The 15,334-nt window shown below is 52.6% G+C and carries 15 protein-coding genes; 4 read left to right on the top strand and 11 right to left on the bottom strand.

Annotated elements, in window-relative coordinates; all coding sequences use genetic code 11:
- Positions 1–155 precede the first annotated feature (155 nt).
- From ACT53D_RS05830 to ACT53D_RS05820, 3 genes are all read left to right on the top strand, one after another.
- Positions 156–608, top strand: coding sequence for a DUF4262 domain-containing protein (locus ACT53D_RS05830; protein WP_194747004.1), 453 nt, complete (start codon positions 156–158; stop codon positions 606–608).
- 97 nt (positions 609–705) lie between these two features.
- The gene (locus tag ACT53D_RS05825) at positions 706–1,560 is read left to right on the top strand and encodes an AbiJ-NTD4 domain-containing protein (RefSeq protein WP_194747003.1); all 855 of its coding nucleotides are present in this window, start codon (positions 706–708) and stop codon (positions 1,558–1,560) included.
- A gap of 53 nt (positions 1,561–1,613) precedes the next feature.
- Complete coding sequence (locus ACT53D_RS05820; protein ID WP_194747002.1) at positions 1,614–2,153, top strand: hypothetical protein; 540 nt, start codon at positions 1,614–1,616, stop codon at positions 2,151–2,153.
- 125 nt (positions 2,154–2,278) lie between these two features.
- Here ACT53D_RS05820 and ACT53D_RS05815 read toward each other — a convergent pair whose 3' ends face one another.
- Positions 2,279–2,743, bottom strand: a complete 465-nt coding sequence (locus ACT53D_RS05815; RefSeq protein WP_194747001.1) for an Lrp/AsnC family transcriptional regulator — start codon at positions 2,741–2,743, stop codon at positions 2,279–2,281.
- Positions 2,744–2,907: 164 nt separating this feature from the next.
- On the opposite strand from ACT53D_RS05815, the gene leuA reads away from it, so the two are divergent.
- Entirely contained in the window at positions 2,908–4,602 is a 1,695-nt protein-coding gene (gene leuA, locus ACT53D_RS05810) for a 2-isopropylmalate synthase (RefSeq protein ID WP_476155000.1), read from the top strand.
- Between the two features lie 45 nt (positions 4,603–4,647).
- On the opposite strand, the gene ACT53D_RS05805 is transcribed toward leuA, so the two are convergent.
- The 10 genes from ACT53D_RS05805 to ACT53D_RS05760 all read right to left on the bottom strand — a co-directional run bounded on the left by ACT53D_RS05805 (position 4,648) and on the right by ACT53D_RS05760 (position 15,273).
- Entirely contained in the window at positions 4,648–4,995 is a 348-nt protein-coding gene (locus tag ACT53D_RS05805; protein WP_476154998.1) for a hypothetical protein, read from the bottom strand.
- A 72-nt stretch (positions 4,996–5,067) separates the two neighbouring features.
- Positions 5,068–5,955, bottom strand: coding sequence for a peptidoglycan DD-metalloendopeptidase family protein (locus ACT53D_RS05800; RefSeq protein ID WP_476154996.1), 888 nt, complete (start codon positions 5,953–5,955; stop codon positions 5,068–5,070).
- Positions 5,952–6,626 carry a protein-L-isoaspartate(D-aspartate) O-methyltransferase gene (locus tag ACT53D_RS05795; RefSeq protein WP_194746997.1) on the bottom strand — a complete coding sequence of 225 codons (675 nt, stop codon included), beginning with the start codon at positions 6,624–6,626 and terminating at the stop codon, positions 5,952–5,954. The genes ACT53D_RS05800 and ACT53D_RS05795 overlap by 4 nt, the downstream gene beginning before the upstream one ends.
- Before the next feature lie 20 nt (positions 6,627–6,646).
- On the bottom strand, positions 6,647–7,396 hold the full coding sequence (gene surE, locus ACT53D_RS05790) for a 5'/3'-nucleotidase SurE (RefSeq protein WP_275356815.1): 750 nt from the start codon (positions 7,394–7,396) through the stop codon (positions 6,647–6,649).
- Between the two features lie 96 nt (positions 7,397–7,492).
- Entirely contained in the window at positions 7,493–7,855 is a 363-nt protein-coding gene (locus tag ACT53D_RS05785; RefSeq protein WP_194746995.1) for a DUF2069 domain-containing protein, read from the bottom strand.
- Entirely contained in the window at positions 7,852–8,592 is a 741-nt protein-coding gene (locus ACT53D_RS05780) for a HugZ family pyridoxamine 5'-phosphate oxidase (RefSeq protein WP_476154993.1), read from the bottom strand. Before ACT53D_RS05780 ends, ACT53D_RS05785 begins: the two co-directional genes overlap by 4 nt.
- A gap of 23 nt (positions 8,593–8,615) precedes the next feature.
- Positions 8,616–9,206, bottom strand: a complete 591-nt coding sequence (gene wrbA, locus ACT53D_RS05775) for an NAD(P)H:quinone oxidoreductase (RefSeq protein ID WP_476154991.1) — start codon at positions 9,204–9,206, stop codon at positions 8,616–8,618.
- A complete protein-coding gene (locus ACT53D_RS05770) occupies positions 9,203–10,024 on the bottom strand; it encodes an NYN domain-containing protein (RefSeq protein ID WP_476154989.1) in 822 nt (273 codons plus the stop codon). The genes wrbA and ACT53D_RS05770 overlap by 4 nt, the downstream gene beginning before the upstream one ends.
- Before the next feature lie 15 nt (positions 10,025–10,039).
- Positions 10,040–13,429: a translocation/assembly module TamB domain-containing protein gene (locus ACT53D_RS05765; protein WP_476154987.1), complete on the bottom strand. Its 3,390-nt coding sequence runs from the start codon at positions 13,427–13,429 to the stop codon at positions 10,040–10,042.
- Positions 13,429–15,273, bottom strand: coding sequence for an autotransporter assembly complex protein TamA (locus ACT53D_RS05760; protein WP_476154985.1), 1,845 nt, complete (start codon positions 15,271–15,273; stop codon positions 13,429–13,431). Before ACT53D_RS05760 ends, ACT53D_RS05765 begins: the two co-directional genes overlap by 1 nt.
- Between the last annotated feature and the right edge of the window lie 61 nt (positions 15,274–15,334).

Here is a 15,334-nt window from a genome sequence, read left to right as displayed (position 1 = left end):
TGTCTTGGATTCAGCGCCTGGTCTGTATGCAGCACTTAAGAAGGAGCTTCAATCAAATGCATAACATGGCGCTCAACCTCGCTCCCTTCGGTCGCTGGACGCTGCTTGATAAAGCCGCGCAGCGCCGGTTAGCTCTACGTTAGCGAGCAATAGCCATGGATGCTGCCGAGAAACAAGCATTGGAAAACATTGAGCGATATGGATGTCATATTCTTCATATTATGGCAGAGGGAGAATCGCCGCCGTTTTCCTACACAGTCGGAATACAACGCGCATCTAACGCACCAGAACTTATAGTTATAGGCCTCAAACAACCAATTGCCCATTTCATTTTGAACGAATACAATCGCCGTGTTCGCGAAGGCGAGCGTTTCTCCGACGGGCAGTTTTCAAGCGGTTTCCTAGAAGGATTTGACTGCCTCTTTCGAGAGGTAGATAGTGTAAATTATCGAGAATATCTTGGTTGGGGTAACTGGTTTTATGGGCGTGAGAGCTTCAAAACTCTTCAACTGATCTATCCAAACACAAGTGGGGTATGGCCTTGGCAGTCTGAAGCTGATCAATGGTTTAAGTCATGGCAGCCAAGTCTGGCAGCAGAGCCACGTTAATGAAAAATCCCGCTAATAGCCTGCTCCAATCGACCATCAAAAAATTACCCTTTTTGTCTTCGGCTGACCTTTCAAGTTAGCCCAGAAGGAATGAGTCGTGAAATTTTCCGAAAGGTATGGCTACAAAAAAATCCGAGAACTCGTCCAGATAGATTCGATTGACGAGCCACTTCGGAACGCGCTTTGGAGTTTGCTAAAGATACATGTATGGGATCATGTGTACTATACCTCTGGCGTGTATGGTGGCTACTATCTATCTAACGAATCCAATCGTGACCTTCATGTGTTGTGCGAGCGAATGTGGTTCAACTACTTCAAAAAACCCTTAGACCAACTCGATAGTAAATGGACAAAGGTGCTTGAGCAACTACGCACCTACTTTTTTCAATGCGAGTGGTACGAGGTGTACGACTTCATTGAATTCGTCGCAAACAACTACAAGAGGAATACCTTCCGTGACGCCTTTATTCAAAGCTGTAATAAGGTCTTGGAAAAGGAGGTCTCAGCATATCGCTTCCTTGATGGACTGATATCGCGTATCACAGAGCAAGATCAGTTAGAGGAGATAGAACTTGCACTTGCTAAAACTCGTGGTCCAGTTCAGATGCACCTTCGGCGCGCACTGGAACTTCTATCAAACAGAGATGAGCCCGATTACCGCAACTCGATAAAGGAGTCCATCTCTGCTGTTGAAGGGCTTGTGGCAAAGACGGTGGGTGCAGAGAAAGGCACCCTCGGTCAGCTAATCAAGAAGCTGGAGGATGAGATTGACTTGCACCCGGCATTGAGAACAGCGTTCAGTAGCCTCTATGGCTACACAAATGACGAAGGCGGTATCCGCCATGCAATCCTTGAATCAAAAACAATTGGATTCGAGGATGCAAAATTTTTTCTTGTAGTTTGTTCCGCATTTGTTAACTACGTCGAGGCGAAAGTTGCGACTGCGAGCTAACAACGTGCTTCAAGGAGTGCACCACAAGCGGCGAGCCTCTGAGCTTTAAAGTTATGAATAAGCTGTCCACTTTTATCATTGTCCCCTTAGTGTTGGTATCATGCTCAAGTCCTCCCTCGACCGAGGCGTTGGCAGCAAAATACTCAGTTGCACCTGAGGCATTTGAAGTGCTCAAAAAGATGATCACTGATGATACTGGTGAGAAAGAGTGCTTTGTTGTAGGTCTCGATAATATCGGTGAGTATTGGGAGTACAACGGTGAATGGACTCGCAACAGTGATTACAAAACAAGGTTATCACTTTCAGAGGTTCTCAAAGTGGTAGGTTTAACTGAAAAGCGATATGGGGAATACAAAAAATTATTTGCAAAAACAAGCTCGGAGAGAGTTAAGTTTTGCCATGCTCTAGAATATGCGCCAGAAGAGGTAAATGTCTTGGTTTATCGTGCCGGCTTATCAGTTTCTGGCTGCAGTGGTGAAATCAATTGGCGACACGAACCCTTGCCTTCGTCAACTGGAAAAAAAGAAGAGGGTGATTTTTCAGAAATCACACCGTTAGGCAATGGTTGGTATTTGGATTACCAATGCAATTAAGTAGACACATCGACCTAGTTTTTAGGGGATGTTAAATGGCTAGAACAATCAAACAATCATATTTGATTCATTGATTTTGATGAATGAACAAATGAATTTTTTATATAGCTCTCCTTCTTCGAGAGTCATTCCACTGGCACTTTCGCCCGTGCCACCACATTTCTCAAGACAAAACTCGTATGCACCCCGGTGACGCCTGCAATCTTGGTGATTTTATGCAGTAGCAGGTGTTGGTAGTCATCCATGTCTTTCACCACCACTTTTAACAAGTAGTCAGACTGTTGGCCGGTAATGAGCAGGCATTCCAGTACTTCAGGGATTTGTGTAATGCTGCTTTCAAAATTGGCGAAGCGTTCTGGTGTGTGTTGATCCATGGAGATGCCGATGAGCGCCATCAGGCTTAGGCCTAGCTTTTTAGCGTCTACCAGCGCTTGATAGCCGAGGATTAGCCCGGCTTGTTCGAGAGCTTTGACCCGGCGCAGGCAGGGTGCAGGGGAGAGGCCGATACGGTCGGCGAGGTCCTGGTTGCTGATATGGCCTTCGGTTTGCAGGATATTTAAAATGGCTTTGTCAAAACGGTCTAATTTCATGGTTATTTCATTTTATATTTTAATATTGAAATAATATTACATAATAATTTGTTTTATTGAAATATTATTTTTAATTAATGCGTTTATTGATTGAATTAGCAATTTAATTTTTTGCAAAGTCTTTATCATGTGTCTTGTCAAAAACATCTATTCTGGAGCACAACATGCAGACACAATCCGCACATAAATATCAGGCTTTTCCTCCCGTTCATCTCCCGGACCGCCAATGGCCGAATGCGGTGATCACGCAACCGCCGATTTGGATGAGTACCGATCTGCGCGATGGTAATCAGTCGCTGTTTGAGCCGATGGATGCGGATAAAAAGCGCCGTATGTTCAAGATGCTGTGCCAGATGGGCTTCAAGGAAATTGAAGTGGCGTTTCCTTCGGCCTCGCAAACCGATTTCAACTTTGTGCGTAGCCTGATTGAAGAAAAGCAGATTCCCGAGGATGTGACGATTGAGGTACTGACGCAGGCACGCGAGCATCTGATCCGCCGTACGATGGAGTCCGTCCGTGGCGCGCGTCGGGTGATTGTGCATGTGTATAACGCGATTTCGCCTACGTTTAGGGATGTGGTGTTTAATATGACGAAGGCAGAGGTCAAGGCGATGGCCGTGGACGCGGTGCGTCTGGTAAAAGCACTGGCCACCGAGATGCCTGAGACCGAAGTCGTGATGCAATATAGCCCGGAGACGTTCACGGCGACCGAGCTTGAATTTTCCAAAGAGGTGTGCGACGCAGTCACTGAGGCCTGGGAGGCAACGCCTGAGCGCAAGATCATTATCAACCTGCCTGCGACGGTGGAAGTGGCCTCGCCCAATGTATATGCCGACCAGATTGAGTGGATGCATAGACATCTGGCGCATCGCGACAGCGTGATTCTGAGCCTGCATCCACACAATGACCGCGGCACGGCGGTGGCGGCCACCGAACTTGGCATCATGGCCGGAGCGGATCGCGTGGAAGGCTGCCTGTTCGGGCATGGGGAACGCACGGGCAACGTGGATCTGGTGACTGTGGCGCTGAATATGTATTCGCAAGGTGTGCATCCTGGCCTGGATTTTTCTGACATTGATGCGATTGGCCGGACGGTGGAAGAGTGTACGCAGATTGAGATTCACCCGCGCCACCCTTATGCGGGCGATCTGGTGTTTACTGCGTTTTCTGGTTCGCATCAGGATGCGATTAAAAAGGGATTCGCGGCAAGACAGTCGCAGCCCGCCGATGCGCCCTGGAATATGCCTTACCTGCCGATAGACCCCAAGGATGTGGGTCGCAATTATGATTCGATTATCCGGGTGAATAGTCAATCAGGCAAAGGCGGCGTGGCTTATCTGCTTGAGAGTCATTATGGGGTGGTGATGCCCAGACGTATGCAGGTCGAATTTTCTGCCGTGGTGCAGCAATATACCGACCAACACGGCAGCGAGGTTGGGCCTGAGACCCTGTGGCAGCTGTTTAATGCTCACTATGTGTCTACGGTGATGCCTATGCATATGCAGGACTATCAGCTGGAAAGTCATGCCCAGGGCCAGGCGATCCGCATGCATATGGCAGTCAATGGCGTGCCCGCCATCGCCAGTGGGCAAGGCAACGGACCGGTGGATGCGGCGATTCATGCCCTGCAACATATGGGCATTGAGGTACAGGTGCGCAGTTTTGAAGAGCGTTCGCTAGGGGCCAGCCCGTCTGCTGGCGAGGCCATGGCCTGCGCGTTTGTCGAGGTCGCGTGTCAGGGCAAGGTGTGTTACGGCGTGGGGATGGATACCAATATCGTCACCGCTTCGATCAAGGCCATTTTTAGTGGTATGAACCGTTGCCATGTGCAGGCGGGCAGCCTGCGCAAAACGGCTTGATCTGGCTGGGCTTTGATCTGGTTGGACTGGGGCGCTAGCAGGCGTCTACCAATGCCCTGTGGTCAGCAGTTGGTAGATAAAATAAGCGCCTAACAGCATCATGACATAGACTGGGAAATCACTGGCTGAGCGGCGCTGCTGGTTACTGAGATGGCTGATATAGCGGTGAAACACAAACAGGGACAGCAGGGTGATGACCGCTAGCACCATATTCATCAGACTGGCCATCAGCCATTGCAACCAGTCAGTCGGGCGCGAATCACTGCTGAATAGATGGACAGCGATCCCGACCAGGCCGCAAAGCACCAGGCCTAGCGTCAGCACCGCCTGCAGGATTTTCCATCCGCTGTCTGGCCGGATATCGCGATTTTTGCTGTAGCGGTTGGGGTCCATACCAGCTCCTTTGTTGAGTGCACCTGCATGGTTTAACCTGCCAGCGGTCGACGCATGCCGACCGTGCTTGGCTTAATGGCTGCTGGCAGTGGCCGGCGTACTCGGTAAATACGTGGCCGGGTCTACCGGTTTGCCTTTTTGCCGGATTTCAAAATGCAGCACAGGCAGCTTGTTATTGGCCGGGGCGGGCAGGGTAGCAAGTTTTTCACTTTGGGTCACAAACACGCCCTCTTTGACCAGCGAATTGCCCTGGTGTGCATAGACAGAGAGCAGGTTGCTGTTGTGTTTGACGATAATCAGCTTGCCATAGCCACGCACATCCATGCCGCTATAAATTACTTTCCCAGCGCCTGCGGCATTGACTGCCTGACCGGCGCTCCCCGTGATATTCAAGCCTTTATTGGTTTGTACGTCAAACCCGGCACTCACTTTACCTGCCAGCGGCCACTGCCATTGAATGTCGCTGTCGTTGATGGCTTCGAGGTCTAAGGGGGCTGCAGACTTTTCGCCCTCGGTGGTGGTCTGCAACGCCGGTGCGGCATTGGCAGTGCTTGCGGCCTCAGGGGTCGCATTCATGTCTGGTCTGCTGATGGCCGAGGTGACGACTTCGGCATCATCCGCGCCTGCGGGATCGGTGGCTTTATTGTTTGTTGCGCTGGTGCTGCTTTTTGCGGTCAGGTTGAGGACCTGGCCGACATGAATCTCATACGGCGCTTGCAGCTGGTTAAACTCGGCCAGCTTTATGAACGGGATGCCAAATTTGCGGCCGATACTGTAGAGCGTATCGCCTTTTTGTACCAGGTACTGATTCGCCCCCACGCTGACCGGCGCAGCCGGTTTGCTCTCTGGCGCAGGTGACACGCTGGTGACCACCGGTGCGCGCGGCATGGGAGAGTTGAGGGCACAGGCAGCAAGTGTACAGGCGGTTCCGCACGCGGTCAGCAAGGTGCGTAGATTCATGATAAAGCAGTGCCTCCTAGCAATGGGACAAACTTCACGGATTCCAGCGCGGTTTGCTGAATTCCCTGGGCGGTGCGTTCAATTAAATGCAGTACCTGGTCGGTAGTGCCGACCGGGATGACCATGCGGCCACCGACGGCTAATTGTTCGACCAGCTCAGGCGGCACATGGCTGGCCGCCGCAGTGACCATAATGGCATCAAACGGGCCATAATCCTTGAGGCCCAGGCTGCCATCGGCGTGGTCCAGTTTGACATTGGTACATTTCAAGGTGCGCAGATGGTTTCTGGCTTTCATCACCAGCGGCCGGATGCGTTCCAGTGAGTAGACGTCGGTGCTCACACGTGACAACACGGCGGTCTGGTAGCCACAGCCCGTGCCAATCTCAAGCACTTTGTTCAATGGTTTGCCATTACGCAGAATTTGCGTCATTTTGGCCACGATATACGGTTGCGAAATGGTCTGACCGTAACCAATCGGCAATGAAACGTCTTCATAGGCGCGGATAGACAGTGCTTCATCGACGAAGATGTGGCGAGGAATCTCTGCCATGGCCGCAATGACCACTTCATCCTGAATACCTTGCTCACGCAGGCGCGTCAACATGCGCTCGCGTGTCCGCGAAGAGGTCATTCCGATACCGGTTTTGTGTGATGTTCTTGGAATCGCCATGTCACTGAATTCTTGATGACTTATTGCTTGCTTTGCAGCCATTGCTGCAGGGTGGCAATTTGAGAGTGTTTGGTTAAATCTACCTGTATGGGTGAAATGGAGACATAGCCTTCGGCCACGGCGTGAAAGTCAGTCCCTTCACCGCCATCATTCGGCTGGCCAGCGGCACCTACCCAGTAAACGGTTTCGCCTCTGGGGGTTTGCAGTTGAATGACGGGTTCGGCCTTGTGACGTTTGCCCAGTCGCGTGATTTTTTTACCTTTGATTGCTTCAAATGGTACATCTGGCACATTGATGTTTAACAAGGTTGGCTCGGTAAACTCGCTGTGGTTGTATTGCTGGACCAGGTCCACCACGATCTTGGCCGCCGTTTCAAAGTGCAGTGCCTGATGTTGTGACATCGAAATGGCAAAAGAAGGAATGCCCAGCAAATACCCCTCAGTCGCTGCGGCTACGGTGCCAGAGTAAATGGTATCGTCGCCCATATTGGCGCCATCATTGATACCACTGATCACCATGTCCGGCATTTCCTGCATGAGGCCAGTCAGGGCAATATGCACGCAGTCGGTGGGGGTGCCATTGACATAAAAAAAGCCATTGGCGGCTTGTTTGACACTTAAAGGTCTGTCCAGGGTAAGTGAGTTGCTGGCACCACTGCGGTTACGCTCGGGCGCGACCACGGTGATCTCGGCTATTTTGCTTAAATGCGCGGCCAGGACATTGAGGCCGGGCGCAAGATAGCCATCGTCATTAGATAACAGGATTTTCATGCCCGATATTATATAAGGTTTAGCGGGCTTGTCAGCGTGGATTCAACAAAGAATTTACAGCAAAAATGGCCAACCCGTGCGGTAGGACAATGTTAGTCAAGCGGCCTGATAGCGGCTACCGCTAAATTTGGCATAGGTGACGACGCTGGCAAAAAACAATGCGCTGAAGATGACCTCTGCCAGCGCTAGCCAATGGCTGAGCCCCGTTTCTGACCATGTCCGCACCACGCCCTCGGTAAAGTAAAACAGAATCAGCATGCCTGACCATTGGTAGGTATAACGCTTGCCACGCAAAATGCCGAATAACGGGCCCAACAGCGGCAAGACTTTTAAAAACAGCAAGCTGCCACCAGCCCGCAAGGGCGCCCATAAAATCTCCCACCCCAGACACAATACAATCAGCGCAATCAAGCTGACGCTGGCGACCCAGCGACTGACCATCAACCAGCGCGCGATCATGCTTTGCACGCTTGAGACAAGGCTACCAAGGCTTTGCGCGCATCCATGGCGTTCAGTACCGGTTGCTCAAAGGCAAACCGCAATAGGCCTTGTGTTTCTTCACCCTGATGATATTGCACATCAAACCCTTCAGCATCCAGTCCTATCATTTCTGCATGGTCGGCGGTGATGTCATGAACATGCTTGCAATACTGCAGCAGGCTATCCTTGTGGTCCTCGTTCATATGGGCGACGATGCCCGCTTCTTGCGCGGCGAGCATGCTCTCGCCCAGCCCTTCGCTGAGCGCCGAGCCTTCAAACCAGCCCATGCGGCCAAAGCCGGCAATGTAGCGCACATGCTCCACCTGAATGCGGTAAAAATGGAAGTCATGCATATCAAAGTAGCTGGCTGCCTGTGGCAAATAGCGCAGGTAGCGGGCGCGCAAATCGGCATCCTGCTTGTCGCAAGGCATGGCTTCACCCATCAATGTCAGGCGCGCATTGGCTTGCAAGTCTTCAGCCCCGGAAAACACCAGTAAAGAGACTTTGGCGTTTTCGAGAATATTTTTGGTATGTTCGGCAATCGTGCTGATCAGAATCACGGGCTCTGCCTGCTGGTTGCAGACAAACGGTGCCACCGAGCCAAACGGAAAGCCGGGATACTTCATCGAATGCGTCGACAAAATGGCATGACGGGTTGAAAACAAGAATTGACGGGCTTCACGAGCCAATGATTTCGGGATGGGTGCATCAGACATACTTAAAATTCCCTAAAAAACGATTATTGCAATTTGAGCGCGGTGTGGGCCAGACGTTTGCCCAAGGCCAGACATAATTTCTTCTCATCGTCAGACAAGGGCTGATCATCCATCGCGCCGCCGATATGACTGGCACCATACGGGGTGCCACCGGTTTTAGTCGTCCCCAATTGCGGCTCGGAATATGGCAAGCCCATCAATAGCATGCCATGGTGCAGCAGCGGGATCATCATGGTCATCAAAGTCATTTCATTGCCGCCGTGCATGGAGCCACTGGAGGTGAACACGGCCGCCGGTTTGCCAATCAGCGCGCCTTTGAGCCAGAGCCCGGAGGTGCCATCGAGAAAATATTTCATGGGGGCAGCCATATTGCCAAACCGTGTTGGGCTGCCTAGTGCCAGTCCAGCACATTCTTCGAGATCTTGCAGTGTGGCATAGGGCGCCCCACTGCTTGGGATCTCGGGCTCGGTGGCCTCACAGTTGGCCGAGACTTTGGGCACAGTGCGCAGCCGTGCCTGGGCCCCGGGTACGCTCTCTACGCCGCGTGCAATCTGTTGTGCCAGCTCGCGCACGGCACCGCCTTGAGAGTAATAAAGAATCAGAATTTCTGTCATTTTTTTCGTTTGTCTTTAACGTGCTGCTTTTTGTGATCCAGCTCAAACAGCCCGATGGATTGAATCAACTCGCTAAATTTAGCATATCCATAGTTTCTGGAGTCAAACGCAGAATAGTTTTTAATCATATGTTTTTTGACCTCACTGAGGTTGGCAAAGCCGTCATCTTCCGAAAGCGCTTCTATGGCGGATCGCGTCAGGGACACCAGCTTGGCATCCATGGCCAGTTGTTGTGAGGTTTTCTTGACGGTGGGGCTTAGCAACAACGGTTCAGCGGTTGCCGTTGCTTGCTTGCTCAGCGTATCTGCTTTGTCCGCAGTGCCTTTGTCCATGACCACGGCTGATTCATCGGTATCGGCTTTTTTGTCTTGGGAAAGAATCTCGATAAACACAAAGCGGTTACAGGCGGCACGCAATGATTCGGGCGTTTTGGCCTCACCAAAGCCATATACCGATTTGCCTGACTCACGGAAGCGGATCGCCAGCCTGGTAAAGTCACTGTCACTCGACACGATGCAGACGCCATCCAGCGGTGCGGTATACAGTAAATCCATCGCATCAATAATGAGGGCGCTGTCTGTGGCGTTTTTACCCTTGGTGTTGGCATATTGCTGCATGGGCTGGATGGCATGCTTGGGCAGCACTTCTTTCCAGCGGCTCAGTTGGTGTTGCGTCCAGTCACCATAAATGCGACGGATGCTGGCATCGCCAAATTTGGAAATTTCTTCAAACAGCGCATCAATGATGGGGATGACGTTAAACGTGTTGTCCGCATCAATCAGCACCGCTAATCTCGGGTTGGGTTTATCTGTATGCATGCGTCAGTCAGTCGTCTAGTCAAAACTAAAACCATAAAACACATCCAGTGCATTCTCTGAACCTGTCCTGGTTTCAATGGAAATGCGCTTGGTGAGTTGGTAAGTCAGTTTACCAACATTTAACAGGCCGACAATGCTTTTTTCATAGCCGACCACCAGATTGCGGTTAATGCGTTTGCCGACGCTGACGGCATAATTGGTCGGGCCACTGCCGCGGACATCGATGCTGTCCAGCCCCACGGCTTGCGCCAAACGGGTTTGTAACGAGACTGAGTCGCCTTGAGACAGCAGGGCGCCCGCCGCGACGGACAGCAGGGCGAGGTCGCTGCTGCCGACTTGTGACATGGGTTGGCCCAGCACCAGTAGCGCGACTTTGTTTTCATTGCTGGTTTCCGGTGTGGAGACCAGTTTCAGGCGCGGCGTTTGCAGGCTGCCATTAATCTGAATGCCAACCTTGGTAGTGTCCACTTGCCGGGTCGCCAGCACATCGAGACCGATATTGGGCAGTTTGCCACTAAAAATCAGCCGTCCGGTTTCAATATTCAGCGATTGGCCGTAGGCGAGATAGGTGCCGGTAAGGTCCAGTGTGCCGGTGGCGCTGAGTGCATCCAGCAGGCCGTTGAGTTGCAGCTTGCCACTCAAGGCGGCATTCAGGCCCTGACCCCTGAGCATGAACTGTTCTGATTCCTTAAACGGAAGCACGGTAGGTTTATCGCCAAAATCCAGCGCAAATGATTGAAGCAATAGTTTGGAGGCTGTCTCCGTTCGAGCTTGCGGGGATTCAATCACGACATCCTCATCCAGTGTGGGTTTGTCCGCCTTGGGCAACTCAAACAAGCCTTTATGAATTTTGAGATTACCGCTGATCGTTGTTTGCTGGCTGTTCATACTGAGCTTGGTCTGGCCGCTTAATTGCACCCAGCGGTCTACCCGTGACAGCACCTGTAGCTTGTCTAGCTGCAAGGCGGCATTGAGTTGCCAGTCTTCCTGATTAAACTGAAACACGCCAGTGCCATTCAGTTCACCGCTTTTGCCGGCAAAGTGCAATTGCTGGAGGTGTATCTGGTCTGTGGCAAGCGTGGCATTGAGCGTGCCTTGCTCCAGCCACAGGCCTTGAGACGGCACTTGTAACGATAATGCGCTGCCCTGCATGCTGCCTTGCAGGCTAGGTTGTGCAATGGTGCCATGGGCTGCCGCTTGAATGTTGAGTTGCCCGCCCACTTGTGTGTCTGGCAGCAGTTTATTGAGCCAGTTTAATTGCGGCAGATGTGCTTTGAGCATGGCCTGCAACGGCGCGGTTTTCTTGATCACCAGCCCGTCGGCGGTGGGGGTGACTTCTGTCGCCGCAGAAAATTGCAGGTCGATCGCCCGTTGCGCGTCACCGTTGGATTGGAGCGTAGCTTGTAACTGCATGCGGTCATTGCTGGCTTGCCAGTCTGCCTGCAATGTTTGTATGCCTAGCGCTTGCCAGGCATTGGCGGTGGTATCGAATATCTGCCAGTCACCGTCAGACCGCTCCAGATGCAAGGATCCGTTCAGGTGCTGGTCCAGGGCCAGTGACCATTGACCTGATAATCGCAGTGCGTCGGCGGGCAGTGCCTCCGCAGAGCCCTGGCCAAGCCAGCCAAGCAGCGCTTGCACTGGAAAGTGGTCTAGCGCGCCTTGTGTATGCAATGCAACGGCTTGTGCTGGCGCCTGCGTGCGCGCATTGGCCGCCTGGGGCGGGCGATAGTGCAGTGCTGTTACCTGCAATTGCCCGCCGGATTTGGCCTTTAGGATAAAGTCTCTGAGCTGAAAGCCCTGCTCAGGCTGCCAGGCCAGGGCTGCCGGTTTTTCAAGCTGAAACACTTTACCCGCCTGATCCTGCAATTGGGTGAGGGAGGCTTGCCAGCCCTGGTCTTGCAAAGCGCTGTCCTGCCAATGGCCATTGAGCGCCAGCAGCAAGTTTCTTTGTCGTTGCGCATCGCTGTCAGTGACAGTGAGGGTGAGTTGGTGTTGGTCCAGATTGCCCTTCAGTCTGAGTTCGGCATCAATAGGTGGGCTGTCCATGCCACGCGCATCTTGCTGCGACAGGCCTTGTAACTGAATCTGGTTGTCCAGCGTGGCCTGTGATTGATTGGAAAAGTGCCCGTCGACTTGCAGACCCGCCAGGGATAAACCTTTTGGCAGCTGCAATTTCGCGCCAGACAGATGATACGAGGTCGAAAAACTGCCCTCGCCTTGGGTAATGTCGCCTTGGCCTTGCAGCTTGCCGCTGAAGCCCGGCATCAACTGTGCCAGCGAGGCCAGATTGGCTTGCCAGATCAAGTGAGTTTGTTGCGTTGACCATGGATTGGCTTGGCTCAGTGGCTGGGTTTGGATGCTGAATGTATTCTGGTCCAGCTGTGCTTTTAGGTCCAGCAGGCTTAATACACTGCCACGCAATTGCGCTTGCCCTTTGAGGATGAGCGGCTGTTGTTGCAAACGGCTATTGCCTGCATCCACGGTGATGTTGACCAGCCCTTGTTCGGTCAGGCTACCATCGGCGACGATATTCAAATCCATGGCTCCGCCTAGCTGGGGATGCAGGTGTTTGGCTTGAAACTGTTGCAAGTGAAACGCGAGATGGCTTTGGCGCTGGTCGTCCAGGCCGATGGAGGCCTGCAACTGCACTGTATCCAGTATTTTCTGGTGCTTATTGATAGGATTTTTATTAATAGCATCTTTGGTCGATGGCTCTGGGCCGGACATTTCAACCGGAATCAGCGCGAATGGCCGTGCCTCCGGTTGGTAATGATGATTAGCCGTCATTTCCAGTCGCGTCAAATTACCAGCCAGCGCCATGCGCAAATGATAGGGCAGGTCACCTTGCGGTTGCTGCAGGTCCAGCCAGCCGCTTAAATTGAATGGCGCTGCATTCTGCATCTTAAAGTGGCTGCTGAGGTTGCCCCAGGGGCTGTGCGCCTGGCTGATATTAAATTGCAGGGCAGTATTGTCTGCATCCAGATCAAACTGGAGATGCGAAACCTGCGTGATGCTCTGGCCTTGAATAATGGTCAATTGTTCAATCTGTCCCAGATGCAGATAGAACGGCAAGGGGATGTGAATATGGGCAGGCAGGGGCGGCTGGGGCTGCGAGGTTGTTGGTGCTTGTTCGTTTGCCGGTTTATAACGCAATGTGACCTGCTTGGCAGAAAACCGTGAGACGGTGAGTTTGCCCTGGGGCGTGACCGTCAGTTGCATATGCGAGTCTATGCCGGTCACGCTCAGTGTCGCATTCCCCAAATCGGTTTCAAACGAGGTCAGACTGGTGAGCACCAGAATATTGGCCGCCCACACGATTTGCGGCGTGATGATGATCGACAGGCAAAGCAGCAGCGCTATAAATTGTTTGAATAGTGAAGGCAGGTAGCGCAGGCGTGACATTAGAAATTCACTCCCAGGTTAAAATGCAGGCGGTATTCACCGGTCTCCTGACCACGGGCAATATCCACCCCGACCGGGCCAATCGGGCTACGCCAGCGGGCCCCCAGGCCATAGCCCAGTACAGGTTCGTAGTCTTTCCAGCTGTTGGCCGCATTGCCGAAATCGACAAACACGGCCGCGCCCCAAGAGGTGGTGAGCCATTGCACGATTTCACTGCTGCCCGTGAGCAGCACGCGGCCGCCTACAATGGCGTCTGCCTCTTTCACGCCTAAAGACTGAAAGGCATAGCCGCGCACCGACTGGTCGCCACCGGCGCGGAATAAATAAGTCGCTGGCACCCTGCCAGAGCCAGTAATACTGCCCACTTCAATGCGGCCCAGCCACTGGGTAGACTCCGTCAACGGGTAAAACGCCTGTAACCTGGCCTGCGATTGCAAAAAACGACCATCTGACAGTTTGTCTAATGGGGCCAGCTGGAATTGTGTATTGAAAATCCAGCCTTTAGTGGGTGCCAGCGCATTGTTGAGTCTGCGCATATTAAAGCCATAGGCGACGGTTGCGGCTTTATTAAACTGGGAATTTTCGCCATCTACGGTTAAAAATTCATAGAGCAGGTTGGCGCCGACAAATTGTTCTATGCTTGTCGGCTGGCCCCAATAGCGACGCACCCCATTTTGAATGGCGGTGGTGACCTGGCCTTCTACAGCGGTACGGATAAGGTTGTTTTGAATGCTGTCGCGATAGCCCTGCTCATCCGTCAGAAAGGTAATGTTGGAAGTCACGGCCTGTAAGCGTTGTTCAAGCCGTACGCTACTGTCCCACAATAGTCCGCGGTCAAACAGGTTGCGGTTGGTGTAATTGAATACTACTCTGGCCCCGGTATTGGTACTGGCGCCGGTGCCGATACGCATGGAATATTGCTCGAGTTCGGAGACCGTCACCGTGATGTCGGCAGACTGGTCCGGGTTGAGTTGATCGGTTTTGGCAATGACATCGACCGCTCTAAATTTGCCCGTGCTCATAAAACTGTTCTGTAAAGTGAGCAGATCCTCCTGGCGGTAGGGCGCCCCGCTTTTGAGTGTAATCAGCGGTCTGAGCAGCGATTCCGGGTAATGTTGCAAGCCCTGGATGAGCACGTGCCCCACCTTGACTGCCGGGCCAGAGTCTACCGCGACTTCGATCATGACAGCCTGGGTTGCCGGATCGACCAGGGCTTGCGAGCGCGTCAGTTTTGCGTTTGGAAATTGATCCCTTAGCAAAACGGCAAGGATGTCGCGCTTGGCGCTGGTCCAAGCTGCTTGTGTAAAAATGCTGTTCACCGGTAAGGGCCAGCTTTTTTGCGCGGCCTCGAGTGTAGCCTGGTAGGCAGGCTGTTGCACTTCCCCCGAGATGCTGACGTTGACCTGCTTGACGGTGGCTGGTGGCGGCAACATGAGGTGGAATTCGGCTTGTGTCGCGTCTGGTCGGCGTAGGGTGGTTTGGGTCTTAAAGTAGCCTTCAGTGGCGAGCAAGTCGCTGATTTCCTGCGGGGTTTTCTGGATCAGCCGCTGCCACTCGCTCGCATTCATGCGCGGGTTGGACATCGCCTCATGAATGCTCAAGTGTTTTTGCAGCAACTCACGCAGCTTGGACTGCTGCGCCGGTAATGGATTGCCGCTGATAAAAAAACGCGTGCGGTAGCGATTGTCGGTTTGCACCTCAAACCATAAGGGTTCTTCGGCAATCGCTGGCAAAGCTGATAACAGTGGGATAAGAAGAAAAACGTATTTGATCAAGCCGCGCAAGCGTTTTTTCAGCAGGCACAGAGGGGTAATGAAGCAGAGCTGTATGAAACGGTGAAGCAAGGAAATCTGCCCAGGCCGCCAGAGCGGCTGCGGGGCAGATGTCCTGAATGAATATGGTTGA

The organism is Methylophilus sp. DMC16, from assembly GCF_056314045.1.
The sequence above is the reverse complement of the archived record's forward strand: the minus strand, read 5'-3'. Positions and strand labels throughout refer to the sequence as shown.

Excerpts from the sequence above, each read along its gene's own strand:
- ACT53D_RS05830 (WP_194747004.1), top strand. The coding sequence starts at position 156 with ATGGATGCTGCCGAGAAACAAGCATTGGAAAACATTGAGCGATATGGA.
- ACT53D_RS05820 (WP_194747002.1), top strand. The coding sequence starts at position 1,614 with ATGAATAAGCTGTCCACTTTTATCATTGTCCCCTTAGTGTTGGTATCA.
- ACT53D_RS05815 (WP_194747001.1), bottom strand. The coding sequence starts at position 2,743 with ATGAAATTAGACCGTTTTGACAAAGCCATTTTAAATATCCTGCAAACC.
- leuA (WP_476155000.1), top strand. The coding sequence starts at position 2,908 with ATGCAGACACAATCCGCACATAAATATCAGGCTTTTCCTCCCGTTCAT.
- ACT53D_RS05805 (WP_476154998.1), bottom strand. The coding sequence starts at position 4,995 with ATGGACCCCAACCGCTACAGCAAAAATCGCGATATCCGGCCAGACAGC.
- ACT53D_RS05800 (WP_476154996.1), bottom strand. The coding sequence starts at position 5,955 with ATGAATCTACGCACCTTGCTGACCGCGTGCGGAACCGCCTGTACACTT.
- ACT53D_RS05795 (WP_194746997.1), bottom strand. The coding sequence starts at position 6,626 with ATGGCGATTCCAAGAACATCACACAAAACCGGTATCGGAATGACCTCT.
- surE (WP_275356815.1), bottom strand. The coding sequence starts at position 7,396 with ATGAAAATCCTGTTATCTAATGACGATGGCTATCTTGCGCCCGGCCTC.
- ACT53D_RS05785 (WP_194746995.1), bottom strand. The coding sequence starts at position 7,855 with ATGATCGCGCGCTGGTTGATGGTCAGTCGCTGGGTCGCCAGCGTCAGC.
- ACT53D_RS05780 (WP_476154993.1), bottom strand. The coding sequence starts at position 8,592 with ATGTCTGATGCACCCATCCCGAAATCATTGGCTCGTGAAGCCCGTCAA.
- wrbA (WP_476154991.1), bottom strand. The coding sequence starts at position 9,206 with ATGACAGAAATTCTGATTCTTTATTACTCTCAAGGCGGTGCCGTGCGC.
- ACT53D_RS05770 (WP_476154989.1), bottom strand. The coding sequence starts at position 10,024 with ATGCATACAGATAAACCCAACCCGAGATTAGCGGTGCTGATTGATGCG.
- ACT53D_RS05765 (WP_476154987.1), bottom strand. The coding sequence starts at position 13,429 with ATGTCACGCCTGCGCTACCTGCCTTCACTATTCAAACAATTTATAGCG.